This window comes from Ruegeria sp. CL5 (assembly GCF_056536485.1).
Genome location: NZ_JBQFPS010000014.1, coordinates 104,249 through 116,623, shown reverse-complemented (window position 1 = coordinate 116,623; position 12,375 = coordinate 104,249). Strand labels below are relative to the sequence as shown.

The window sequence follows — 12,375 nt, the reverse complement described above, 5'->3', positions numbered from 1 at the left end:
AGTTGTCGATGGTCTGGCCGCCAATGGCGAAGAAGGCAATGCCGCAGTCGAAGCAAAGGTCAAAGCCGAAGTCGCAGACCTCTGCGCCAAGTTTCCGATCTATCCGAACCTCTGAAAAGTCCGGACTTTGATCATTAAAAGCGGCGTCCTGTGGGCGCCGCTTTGCTATATAGATTGACGTACACGTGAGAAATCAGTGGTGCCTGATGCATCCAGCGTCGTTGGTAAAATCTGCTGGCGTACATCAGATAAACAGATGCGGGCAATATAAGCCTCAACCGCCTCAAAAATATTGTTCTCGGAGGTGTGACGTCTGATCTGGGTTTTAGCCGACCGGAGGCTCTCTGCATGAGCCTCGCATTTGCGCGATCGCGCCTGAATTGCGAATCAGATCAAGCCGCGCGACCTGAGGATAAAGATCGACACGGCGGTCAAAACCAGCAAGCCCAAAGCAAGCGACCCCAGAAAGCTTAGAAACCACCCCCAACGCCGGTCAGCAAGGCTGATAGCATTCAGATGGCTTTGCACATCCTCCGATGCCTGCTCGAGTTTGGGTGTATCCAGCAACAGCCGTAGCTTTGGATGAACTGCCATCTTCTCGGCCTGCGCAAGCACCAGTGCCTGCTTATAGACCTTACGCGGCAATCTACGTCTCGCGCGGCGAACCGATGCTGTCAGGGTTTTGTCCCGCACACCAAGCTTTTTACGCAGCAGTAAGATGGTCTGCGCGATTTGGCTCTGTATATCGAATTCCTGCGACATTCACGTCTCCTGACGGGGCAATCTAACCGCGCTTAATGCTGACGACAATGGGGCTGGTTGTTCCATGTGGTGGCAGGTATCACATAGCCATGTTGAACACGATCATCCATGGCGACCCGACCGACCAACCTCCTTTGTTGATTGCGCATGGCCTATATGGCTCGGCGCGAAACTGGGGTGTGATTGCGCGGCGCTTGTCAGACGAGCGGCAGGTGATCGCAGCCGATATGCGCAATCATGCCTACAGCTTTTGGAATGATCAGCATGGATACTCCGAATTGGCGCAGGATTTGGCCGAAGTGATCGACAGCATAGGCGGTGCCGCAGATGTCGTCGGGCATTCTATGGGCGGAAAGGCCGCAATGGTGCTAGCCCTAAAGCACGGAAACAAGGTTCGCAAACTGGTGGTCGCCGACATTGCTCCGGTTTCCTACGGACATAGCCAGATCAAATACATTGAAGCGATGCGCGCTGTTGATATGTCACATGTTGAACGACGATCTGATGCTGAATCGCAGCTGGCGGATCAGGGAGTTGAAAAAGCACTTCAGAGCTTCTTCACGCAATCTCTGGATGTCGAGAACAAGAAATGGCGTTTGAATCTTAATGTTCTGGCTCATGAAATGCCCAAAATTATGGGTTTTCCAGAGGTGTCTGGCAATTGGGATGGTCCGACTCTTTTTCTTTCTGGTGCCGCATCGGATTATGTCTTGCCCGAATATCGCGACCATATCCGTCAGATGTTTCCCGCTGCACGCTTTGCCAAAATTCCCGGCGCAGGCCATTGGCTGCACGCCGAGAAACCTCGTGAATTCGAAGCGGCCGTCAGAACCTTTCTGAACGCCTGATCATGCACCTTGATAGAGACGCTTGGCCACGAGCCATGACGCGGGTGCGGCAACAACAGCACCTGCAGCGGCCGCGGAAATGATCGCCACCGAACTGACCATCCCGGCGGCCAGAACGGCGATTACAGCACTACCTGCAATTGCGGTAGCGATCAGAGAATATAGCATGGCTGCAAGGCGTATCATGGCCAGTCGTCCTGTCGTTTGGTTTCTGGCCAAGACATTACACCCCTAGTATATTCGTGGCATTGATTTGGGTCAGAATTCGTCGCTACATTCCGCGATCCATCGGACCGATGGTTTCTCCGCCACCCTCAACCCAATCTGTGTACCCACCCAGATTATAGACATGAGAAAATCCCATATCCTTAAGCAGTTTTCCTGCCAGCGCTGCCCGGCCTCCTGACGCGCAATGCAGGATGATCACCCTGTCCTTGCGCAGTTCAGGATCATGAGATGGCAAATCTGGATCAGCCCGAAATTCCAACATTCCGCGTGGGATATGGTGCGAACCAACGGCGCGACCGGTACGTTCCAGTTCTGGTGCGTCGCGAATATCCAAAAGCAATGCCCCCTGTCCCAGCAATTCCTGCGCTTTGCTGGCACCAATACGCTCAACCGCGGCGTTCGCTGCTTGCATCATGTCCTTGACCGTCAGTGCCATCTTCGTCTCTCCTGCTCGTTGATCCGCTAAAGGCTAACATGCAGAAAATTGAAGGTGTAGAGGTTCAGGCAATCAATGTTCCCTGAAGGCACGTGACATACTGTCGACAACCGGTTTGGCGATATAAGCGGCAAATGTGCGCTCTTCGGTTTGGATCATGATCTCGGCAGGCATTCCGGGCGTGGGAACAAACCCCCGTACGCGGCTCATCTCATCAGTGGTCAACGAGATGCGCGCCAGATACACCTCTTGCGGCATACCAGCAGAATCTTCGACAAGCGAGTCGGCCGAGACGTAGAACACCTGACCTTCCAGAACAGGCGTCGTACGCTGGTTGAGGGCCACGAGCCGTACCGTCGCAATCTGGCCAGTTATGACGCTGTCGATCTCGGTTCTCGGGATTTGCGCTTCGATAATCAACGGCGCGTCAGCGGGTAAGATCTCGGCGATCTGTTCGCCTGTTTCGATAACGCCACCGGGCGTGTGATGGTGTAACCTTACGACGGTTCCTGTGACCGGCGCCCGCACCACAGCGCGGTCAAGAACACTGCGGGCCTGGCGCGCCTTTTCGCGCACACTTTCCAGATCGGCTTCGATAACGCCCAATTCATCCAGAGCGGCCTCACGATAAGCTGATCGTGTCCGCAGAATCTGTTCTTCGTACTTCAGCAACATCTGATTGACCTCGGCGGTCTCTGCCCGCAGGCGTGCCAATTGACCCTCTGCCTCGGCCTGTACCCGGCGGATCGTGTTCAGATCGCCCTTGCGCACAAGCCCTTTCTCAAACAGTGAAAGCTTGGTGTCATATTCTTCCTTCAATATGTCCGAGCGGCGCTCCATGCTGGTCAACTGCGCCTCAAACCCCGAGGCACGGATTTTCAATGCCTCCATATTACGCTGAAGCAGGGCGATGTCATTCAACAAGGTCTTGCGCGAAACATCAAAGCTGAGTTTCTGATTGTCGAGGATCGTCATGACCTCAACGTCGTCTGACGCTTCAATCAGCGCTGGCGAAAACACCAGGTTTTCCTGTTCGCTGTGCTCGGCCAGAAGCCGCTCGGTCATCGCTTGAAGGCGGATCTTGCGGATGAACAACTCGCGCTCATTGGCCTCGGCCGAGGTCTGGTCCAATGTCATCATGATCTGTCCGGCCTGAACGGATTCTCCTTCCGCGACCAGAATGTTCTCGATGATCCCACCCTCCAGGTGCTGCACGATTTTATTGCGACCAGTCGCGACAAAACTGCCTTGCGCGATGACCGCAGCCGCTAGAGGTGCGCGGAATGACCAGACGCCGAAGCCACCAAAACAGATGATCAGCATGGCTAACCCAATCACTATGAACTTGGTGATCGAGCGCGGAACCTCGGCATACCAAAGCCCGGATTCGTCGGTACGTGCCACTTCGTTCATCGCTTAATCCCCCTTGCCCTGAATTTCGGGTGGTTGCTGGCGCGGCCCGTTGAGCTTTTCCAGCACCTGTTCGCGTTGCCCGAACAGCGCCACACGTCCGTCAGTCAGCAGCATGATCTTGTCGACCACATTCAGTAGCGTTGGTTTTTGTGTGATGACGACCACGGTGATCTTGCTTTCCTTGGCCTGTTCAATCGCCCGTGCCAGCGCCTTGTCACCCGCCACATCGAGGTTCGAGTTCGGTTCATCCAGAACAACCAGTCGCGGGTTTCCGAAGAAAGCCCGTGCCAAGGCGATACGTTGCTTTTGCCCGCCAGAAAGGGGCGAACCGTCTGCGGCCACCACGGTTTCATAGCCTTGTGGCAGCGTTGCGATCATGTTGTGTACGTCTGCCAGAACGGCGGCATCGTGGATCTGCTCATCTGTGGCGTCCGCACGCATCCGGCCGATGTTGTCCTTGATGGTACCTGGGAACAGCTGCACGTCCTGCGGAAGATAGCCAATATTCTCTCCAAACTGGCGTGGATCCCAATTGCGGATATCCATCAGATCCAACCGGACGCTTCCCGAGGTCGGAAGAATCGAACCCACCAGCGTTTTGCCCAGCGTCGTTTTCCCCGCGCCTGAATTCCCGATGACTGCCAAAGTTTCCCCGGGGTTCAGTGCAAAGGTAATCCCGTTTAGAACGACACTCTTGGTTCCACCCGGGACATAGAGCAGACGCTCTACATCCAGCCGTCCCTCGGGCCGCGGCAGGCGTAATTTTTCGTATTGCAGAGCCGAACTCGACAGCAGAGCCTTGATCCGGCCAAAAGCACCTCGCGTCAGCAGGAATGTATTCCAGCCCTCAATCGATCCCTCAATCGGAGCGAAGGCCCGGCCCGCGATGATCGAAGCGGCGATGACCATTCCTCCGGTGATCTCTCCCTGCAGGGCCAAAAAGGCGCCCCACCCCAGTATGCTGATTTGTGTCAGCAAGCGAACGGCACGGGAAATAGCAGCGAAGATGACGTTGCGGTCCTGCGCTTTGACCTGCCAGGTCAGCGATTGAGCGGTGTCACGACCCCAGATACGCACCGCCTCGGGGATCATCGCTAACGCGTTGATGATCTGACTGTTGCGCGACATCGAATCCAAATGCTGGTTGGCCAAAGATTGCGCCTGATTGGCCTTGGCAAAGGGCTTGGCCGTCATCTTCTGGTTGATCAGCGCGATCACCATCAGAATAAGAGCCGTCGTTACGACAATCATCCCCAATTGCGGGTGCACCAGAAAGATCATCAGGATGAAGAGCGGAGCAAACGGAACATCGAGAAACGAAATCAATGTGCCGGAAACCAGAAAGCCCCGCACCTGCTGCAGATCACCCAAAGTCTGATATTCACGTCCGTTACCATGCAGAGAGGCGTGGGCAGCGGCGCTCAGAACCGGAGCACCAAGACGCGCGGCCACTTCGACCGCCGTGCGCATCAACATGAATCGCCTAACCGCGTCAAAGGCTGATTGAAAAATGACCGCCCCGGCGACGATAGCGGTCAGCATGATAAGCGTATCCAGCGACCGGCTGGTCAGAACTCGGTCACTGATTTGAAACAGGTAAATTGGGATCGCAAGGATCAGAACGTTAGTTGCGCAAGTCAGAACCAGCACGAAAGCCAGATTACGCCAAATTGCCCGCAGCGATGTGCGCAGCGTCTTCTGGAAATCTTCAGGCGGGGTGCGTTTGTGAAAAGTTTGGGGTGGCCCGTTCCCGTCGCCGCCTCCCGTTTCCAGGCGCATCAACGGTTCATTTGCCTTAGCCTCGATCGTAGTGCCCATGCGATTTTTGCCGTCCGACGGCACAGAGGGGGTCATGCGCGCAGTCGATTGATCGGCGGCGTCACGATCAGGGGCTTCCGCATCGGCCACCCCAGCGTCGCCACCCACAGGATCCTTGTCTTTTTTGGGCCGCGACCGCGTGCGCCGAAGGGGAGAGCCAGCGCACGATTTTGAATTTGCATTCTGCTGCTCTGCCTCTGCTTCTGCCTGCGTCGGTCTGTATGTTTGTTGCGCCGCACGCGGCAATTCTTCTGGATCATTGGGGTACGTCGCAGGTTCTGCAGCTGCCATTCCAACGCAAGGCTCAGGCATCCGCATTTCAGGGGTCAACCGCAATCGTGCCTCTGTTTTCGACAAAGAATTCCCGTTTGACTTGGCCACGCGATCACGGGTTTTGAGGGTCAGCGGACCCCCTCCTCCGTGCCGGTCCAATGGGCTAGCAAAACGGGTGCGGCGCGACGAAAAAACGATCGACATAAACTAACCTTCCGGTCACTCGTAAATCAGGGAAAATCAGGCCAGCATGGTTTGCAGGCCATCAGAGGAATTCGCCAATTCGCTGGGCGTGAGATCGTTGCCCTGAGGGCCAATACCGCCTTCATAACCGGGCATACCTGCCTCTTCCATAATGGCGGCGATCGCCTCATTGGTCATCTCGGCGATGTCCTCGTTCGTCGGCATATCAATCAGGCTTGCTTGATGTAGCAATAGATCAGAAAAGGCCCCGTCCTGAGCCATGACGACTGAATCCACACCCGCCTTGGTGACATGGGCGGCATTGAGCATCGCATTACTGCCCGCAACCACTTCGGTCTCATCGGCGTTTGGGCCATGCAGATGTACGTCATCCTGATCAGCAAGCATGGTCGATTGCTCGGCGACATTGACCTGCACCAGCGATCCGTCGACCTTGAGCACACGCATCTGCTCCATCCCGGCGAACATTGGATCGTTCATCAGCGCCTCTTCCAAGGACGCCATGTCGTCTTCGCCAAAGGCCATCGCTTCGGCCATTGAGCTATGCATCTCTTGATGCGTGTCTTCGCCTTCTTTCTTCAGAGAAACCTCGTTCATGACCAGGTTCTCATCCGATCCTTCGACGGGCCCAGGCAGTCCACCCGTAACCACATCGTCATCCATCAACACATGGGTTTGGATGAACGCATCGACCGTAATCATGTCGCCTTCAATCATGATCAGATCATAATAGCTGCCAAGTTGGAGGATATTTGTGACATCCACCATCTCATTGTCGCCCAGTGCATAGAGCGTCGTCGTCGCGTTGATCTCGGTATCAATGTGATCGATATCTGTCGCATCAATGTTCTGCTTCACAAAATTAGCGACGATCAGGTCAGTGGTGATCCAATCAACATGTATGAATGCCGGAGCGTCGTCGTCACTTGAATCCTGTTTCAGCCAAGGTGCGGAATTACCTTCGACCTCGATTGTCGAAGAGTGCACCACGTTGGTGCCCGAGTCACCATTCGTGCCTTTGTCCGTGTCCGATACAACAGCAACTTGGCTGATCATGGCCAACTCGATCGATTTTCCACCCACGGCGATGTAGGGCGCGTCGACCCACGCTACAGTTGCGTTCACTTCGTTGATCGCAAGATTGCCGCCTGCAATCACCGTGTGGCCATCGGCAAATTCGGAATCCTCATCCTGATCCCATTCCGCAGGCATCGCATCAGGCGTTTCATCCTCTTCCTCTTCGTCGGGCCTGTGATGCTCGGGCAAAAGGTCATCCCAAACCGGGGCTTCGTCCACATACTCACCATTGACGATTACACCCATCGCGTCTTCGCCGTGGAACTGATAAACAACTGCGCCTTCAACTTCGATATTGATCGGTGCGAGCATCTCTGCGGCCAATGTCTCCACATATTCGATAGACAGATAGTCGGAGATCGAGAATGAAGGCACAGCAAACCCATGCATCGAGGCCGCAACCTGCGCTGCTGCTTCTGCCTGGGCGATAAGTTGGTCGACGTCGCGAAAATCCCCTTCGCCAACGACATCATTGTCGCGTAGAAAAATGTTCTGGAATGTATAGGTTACTGCCGAGCCGATAAGTTCGGTCACAATTTCAAGCTTCTGTTCGATTATGAACGTTGCGCCAATGCCGGTGGTCGTCTCAGGCAACGGTGGACCGTCAGTGAGTGGTGGCTCTAGTGTGATGGCCGTTTGAATGTCCGGTCCCTCAACCAGTGGTGGAAGTTCAGGAGTGGCCGGGGGGGTGTTGAACCCATAGGGTAGCGGGCCAAATTTGCCCGGGTCTAATTCAAGATCTGCTTTGACCCGGATTTTTGCGGGCTCTTCCAGTTCGTCGAGTTCCGCCTTGCGTCTGACGGCGGTGAACTCTTCGTACTGATCCCTCAGCCGGGCTTTTTCAATCGTGAGATCAAAAGTTCCAATAAAGTGTGCAATCTTTTCGGTAACACTATCGAATGACATTTCGATGATCCCTTACCCCCTTACCGGCATAAATTTCCGGTTCGGGATTTACTGGGCCAAGGCCACATCGTGTGGCCCCGGCGATTTCATTTAATGGGGGCCGAGAATGCGGCCCCCGAAAGGTTGGTCTTACACGTCGGTGTCGTCGCTTGCGTAGGACGATGTCATCGAACCACCAACCATGGTCGTATCGACCGAGTTACCAAGCACGTTGGCACCCATGACGATCGATTGGTTGAAGGCCGATGTATCGACTACTGCAGCTGCTGATGCGTAGGACTCACCGTTGACGATACCATCGCCACCGTTGTTCGAGCCCCACATTCCGCCGTCACCACCAGCACCACCGGCACCTGAATATGCGCCGGAAGCTTCGCCACCGGTGTTCATCGCACCCGTGGTTGCACCGCCAGTCGACGAGCCCATGACGTCACCACTGGTTCCGCCATTCGACGCCGCTGCACCGCCTGCACCACCGGCGCCGGACGTTGCGGTACCGGTTGCGTCACCCGAAGCCGACGAGTCTGCATCATTGTCAGATGACGCGTCACCACCGTATCCGGCAATCGCTTCGGCAAGGCTTTCTGCATAACCGTCATTGGCTGCATCGGACCACGCTTCGGAATCGCCACCGTTTCCGGCTTCGTTGGTTGCGTCAGCAGAACCTGCGCCGCTTGCCGCCGAGCTTGACTCGGGGTTGGCTGTTCCGCCTGCACCACCAGTACCTTCGGCGGTTGCCATACCATCACCGCTGGCGTCCGCAGATCCATTGGTTGTGTTGGTTCCACCGTTACCACCGGAACCATCAACGTCCTGATCGTTATCGGCCGAGCCGTCGACGTCACCGGGTGACTGCGTGATTACCGGACCAGCGGCATCTTGGTCACCAACGCCTTGCGCTGCCGCATCTGTGTCTACGTAACCGCCACCTGCACCCCCGGTTCCTGTACCACCAGTACCTGTACCACCAGTACCTGTACCACCAGTACCCGTACCACCGGTACCCGTACCGCCAGTACCCGTACCACCGGTACCAGCACCACCAGTACCACCGTCACCGCCGGTACCGTTCGAGTTACCAGCTGCAGCTTCTTCTTCACCGTCTGGATCTTCCTCTTCGACAAGGAGTACCGGGAATGGGAAGGCTTCTTCTACAGAGCCCGAATCTCCACCGGTACCATCACCACCGTTGGCGTTGCCACCAGTGCCGGAACCGCCTGAGCCTTCGCCGCCTGAGCCTTCGCCGCCTGAGCCTTCGCCGCCTGAGCCTTCACCACCTGATCCTTCGCCGCCAGAACCGCTACCGCCATCGGCATCGTTCAGGCCAAGTGCACCCGCACCCGCCAGACCCAGACCAATATTACCACCAGAGGAAGATTCGTTAGCTTCGTTGGTTCCTTCGCTGGAGTTGTCAGCCGAACCGTCATTTTCAGCGTCACCATCTCCACCATCAGCATCTCCGGTTGACGAGTCATTGCCTGCTAGGCCGAGACCGGCAGCCAGCGCGCCTGAGGTGTTATCACCACCATCTGCATCGCCATCAGCGTTCGATCCGGACAGAGCTAGGCCAAGACCAAGACCAAACGATTCAGCGTTACCACCGTCGCCACCGGTCGAGTCGCTGTCTGCGCTTGCTTCACCGTAGTTATCCGCATTGGACTCGCTATCGGCGTCACCGCCATCGCCACCGGTGCTGTCACCGCTGGAGTGCGCACCGGAAAGACCAAGACCAAGGCTTGCGTTATAGGCATCACCCGAAGATGCGCCATCACCACCAGACGCCGAACTATCAGCGTTTCCAGAATGACCACCGAGTGCAAACGAATGGCTGCCGCTGGTGTCGCCATCGGCATCACCTCCATAGCTCTCTCCGCCATCACCCGAGTCGCCACCATCGTTATTTACGTCGATACCGTCTTCCGCGTAGGCCTCACCTCCATGAGCGTTGCCACTTTGGCTAAAGTCACCTGAATTTGATACCGATGCGTTACCTAGTGAGTCGTTATCCTCTAGGCTCGCGTACTGGCTGTTGATGGATGCGAAGTCGTTTCCTGGGCCATCTTGTGAGATATCAATGTTGATATCATCACCGGGATCATAATCCAGGTCGTCACCTGCGGTGATTACGTCGCCTACATCGCCATCAATATCTTCGATATCGACATCTACTTTGTCGTCATCGCGCGGAATCCACTCGCCGCCGCCGAAGTCGATGTTCACTTCGTTGTGGTTCGAGTTGTCATTGTCGTTGTTGTCTTCTCCACCGTTGGTGTTTTGCTGGTTCTGATTTTGGTTTTGGCGCTGATCCTGATCGTTGTCATTATCATTTCTTGAACGTTGTGATTGATCTTGGTCCTGTGAGTCAGAATTGTTCGCAGAATTATCAACATCTTGCTCTTGTTGCTGTTGTTGAGCGTTGATGTCCGCTTCGATATTTGCTTCGTCTACTGCGATATCAGTATCAAAATCGGCGTCCAGATCGTCGATTTGGACTTCATCAACTGTTGTTACGGTTGTCGTTTGATTAGGCTGGCGTCTCATAATAAATTCCACTTTTACGGAAGCACCCGACCGCCATTCATCTACAAAGCGGTTACTGGCGCGGTTAAAACAAACGTCGCGCACAGAGCGTCAAACTGGACACTCGCGCGGCAGTGATCGTCTTCTGTTTGGTTTGCCCCCCTTTCTCGGCTTAGCCGATTCCGTGACCATGGGGGTCTCGCCAAAATACGCGAATCCATGGGCACGTCAGGTTCAAGTGCGCTTTACAAATCAAAGCACCATCATGGTTGCAGTCATGAGCAGGCATGCATAGCTGGTCGAAAGCATTAGTTTCTTTAACTGCTTATTATTAATGCGCTTTATTGGAAAAAATTGTCCCTTCCATCGCCAAATCGAAGGGGAAACAATCTCGGCAGATCGAACATCATTATTAATGAAGCCATTTCATCAGGTTAGGCAATCTGGAATGAAATTGAACCTGATCAAAGGTTCTAGATATGCGGCTCCTAAGTACTGCCTCTGGTTGCTGAAACCCGTACTTTCAGGTATGATGAAACGTAATTTGAACAAAAATTTTTCTCACGTCGCTTAACCCTGTGCCCGCATTTTTTGGCTCAGAAGGTGACGTTTTTACTAGTGGGGGAAGATCAGTGAGTTATTCCTTACAAGACGATGCCCGTAGTCAAATCGAATATCCCGAAGAGCTTTCGATCATATTTATCGGCAAAGAACTGTTCTATTCGGACCAAACCCTAAGAAGTGTTCAAACTGAATTTGGTGTTCGTGCAGAGCGTTTTGATCACCTGGAAGACGTGCTGGCCAAAAGTTGTGTCGCGAGTTCCGCCGAACGAATAATCGTGGTGGATCAGATGATGCTGGATGAGCTGCTGGCGCGACCCGCCGATTATGCAAAAGTTGCCGAAAACGGCTGCCTTGCCTTCGCATATCGCAAGAAAAGCCCCGCTCGGATGTTGTTCGAACACTGGGACCGCACGAGTTTTGGCAACATCGGATATCTGCCGATGAACGTCGCTCCGGATGTGTGGCGCGCGATATTGCGGCTTCTCATGCATGAGGAACTGCACCTGCCTTGTTTTCTGGCCGACAGTATGGCGGCATCGCCAGGCGCAGCGGACGTACCAATCGAAAAACAGCCTGCGACCAGAACTCGGTCACCCGACAAACTACTGCAATACGCAAAGCTTACACGCCGGGAAAAACAAGTTTTGAGGCTTGTTTCCAAGGGCCAAAGCAACAAAACGATTGCGGCCAGGCTTGGCATTACTGAACATACAGTCAAACTGCACATGCACAATGTTTCGGGCAAAATCGATGTGAGCAACCGGACCGAGGCCGCTCATTTCTATTTCGAGGTCGCGCCGAACGAAGCGCGTAGCGCAGCCGTTGGATGAGGCTTTCGAAACCCGATTTGACCGGCTCATCCTTCTGGTGGGTCGCCTCAATTACATGTGGACAAATACCGAAAGCCTTCTGATCCACCTCATTGCTGGGCTAACCGAGGCCAACAAAGATGTAGCAGTGATTATTTTCCTGACTTTGAACACGACGCGAGCCCGCATCGATCTGGTCGAGCGTCTTGCGAAGATGGAAGGTCGCGCGCCTGAAATCCGTGATCCGATCCTTGAACACACCCAGCGATTGTCTCGCTTGTCCTCCATCCGGAATAAGTACAACCACTGCATTTACTCCTTTGATCAGGAAAGCGGAAATCCCAAGACCATCCTGATGAGAATCGCTGATCGCAAAACTGATATTAAATTAGGACGGGAAGATACGGTGGATGACAAAGCGATGAAAGAAATCGAGGATGTCGTCTCTCAGCTTTCGGACGCGAACAAAGACATCTGGAAACTGATATCCCGGCTGGGTTTCCCGGTCTGAAGCTCA

Annotated in this window: 10 protein-coding genes; 3 read left to right on the top strand and 7 right to left on the bottom strand. The window is 54.5% G+C overall.

Annotation, left to right across the window (positions count from 1 at the left end):
• Window positions 1-387 precede the first annotated feature (387 nt).
• Window positions 388-762, bottom strand: a complete 375-nt coding sequence (locus ACR0IU_RS20070; RefSeq protein WP_480717478.1) for a hypothetical protein — start codon at window positions 760-762, stop codon at window positions 388-390.
• Window positions 763-851: 89 nt separating this feature from the next.
• Here ACR0IU_RS20070 and ACR0IU_RS20065 point away from each other — a divergent pair, with 89 nt between their 5' ends.
• Window positions 852-1,610, top strand: coding sequence for an alpha/beta fold hydrolase (locus ACR0IU_RS20065; protein ID WP_480717482.1), 759 nt, complete (start codon window positions 852-854; stop codon window positions 1,608-1,610).
• Here ACR0IU_RS20065 and ACR0IU_RS20060 read toward each other — a convergent pair whose 3' ends face one another.
• The 6 genes from ACR0IU_RS20060 to ACR0IU_RS20035 form a co-directional block, all read right to left on the bottom strand.
• Entirely contained in the window at window positions 1,611-1,796 is a 186-nt protein-coding gene (locus tag ACR0IU_RS20060) for a hypothetical protein (protein WP_010442554.1), read from the bottom strand.
• 85 nt (window positions 1,797-1,881) lie between these two features.
• A complete protein-coding gene (locus ACR0IU_RS20055; protein WP_480717477.1) occupies window positions 1,882-2,274 on the bottom strand; it encodes a rhodanese-like domain-containing protein in 393 nt (130 codons plus the stop codon).
• 72 nt (window positions 2,275-2,346) lie between these two features.
• Complete coding sequence (locus ACR0IU_RS20050) at window positions 2,347-3,687, bottom strand: HlyD family type I secretion periplasmic adaptor subunit (RefSeq protein ID WP_480717476.1); 1,341 nt, start codon at window positions 3,685-3,687, stop codon at window positions 2,347-2,349.
• Window positions 3,688-3,690: 3 nt separating this feature from the next.
• Complete coding sequence (locus tag ACR0IU_RS20045; RefSeq protein WP_480717475.1) at window positions 3,691-5,982, bottom strand: type I secretion system permease/ATPase; 2,292 nt, start codon at window positions 5,980-5,982, stop codon at window positions 3,691-3,693.
• A 36-nt stretch (window positions 5,983-6,018) separates the two neighbouring features.
• Window positions 6,019-7,965 (bottom strand): type I secretion protein, encoded by a 1,947-nt coding sequence (locus ACR0IU_RS20040; RefSeq protein ID WP_480717474.1) that lies wholly within the window; start codon window positions 7,963-7,965, stop codon window positions 6,019-6,021.
• Between the two features lie 129 nt (window positions 7,966-8,094).
• On the bottom strand, window positions 8,095-10,506 hold the full coding sequence (locus ACR0IU_RS20035; protein ID WP_480717473.1) for a hypothetical protein: 2,412 nt from the start codon (window positions 10,504-10,506) through the stop codon (window positions 8,095-8,097).
• 611 nt (window positions 10,507-11,117) lie between these two features.
• Here ACR0IU_RS20035 and ACR0IU_RS20030 point away from each other — a divergent pair.
• On the top strand, window positions 11,118-11,879 hold the full coding sequence (locus ACR0IU_RS20030) for a helix-turn-helix transcriptional regulator (RefSeq protein ID WP_480717472.1): 762 nt from the start codon (window positions 11,118-11,120) through the stop codon (window positions 11,877-11,879).
• Window positions 11,872-12,369, top strand: coding sequence for a hypothetical protein (locus ACR0IU_RS20025; RefSeq protein WP_010442561.1), 498 nt, complete (start codon window positions 11,872-11,874; stop codon window positions 12,367-12,369). The genes ACR0IU_RS20030 and ACR0IU_RS20025 overlap by 8 nt, the downstream gene beginning before the upstream one ends.
• Window positions 12,370-12,375: the final 6 nt, after the last annotated feature.

Bases quoted from the DNA above. Each gene is read 5' to 3' on its own strand.
- ACR0IU_RS20070 (WP_480717478.1), bottom strand. From the start codon at position 762: ATGTCGCAGGAATTCGATATACAGAGCCAAATCGCGCAGACCATCTTA.
- ACR0IU_RS20065 (WP_480717482.1), top strand. From the start codon at position 852: ATGTTGAACACGATCATCCATGGCGACCCGACCGACCAACCTCCTTTG.
- ACR0IU_RS20060 (WP_010442554.1), bottom strand. From the start codon at position 1,796: ATGATACGCCTTGCAGCCATGCTATATTCTCTGATCGCTACCGCAATT.
- ACR0IU_RS20055 (WP_480717477.1), bottom strand. From the start codon at position 2,274: ATGGCACTGACGGTCAAGGACATGATGCAAGCAGCGAACGCCGCGGTT.
- ACR0IU_RS20050 (WP_480717476.1), bottom strand. From the start codon at position 3,687: ATGAACGAAGTGGCACGTACCGACGAATCCGGGCTTTGGTATGCCGAG.
- ACR0IU_RS20045 (WP_480717475.1), bottom strand. From the start codon at position 5,982: ATGTCGATCGTTTTTTCGTCGCGCCGCACCCGTTTTGCTAGCCCATTG.
- ACR0IU_RS20040 (WP_480717474.1), bottom strand. From the start codon at position 7,965: ATGTCATTCGATAGTGTTACCGAAAAGATTGCACACTTTATTGGAACT.
- ACR0IU_RS20035 (WP_480717473.1), bottom strand. From the start codon at position 10,506: ATGAGACGCCAGCCTAATCAAACGACAACCGTAACAACAGTTGATGAA.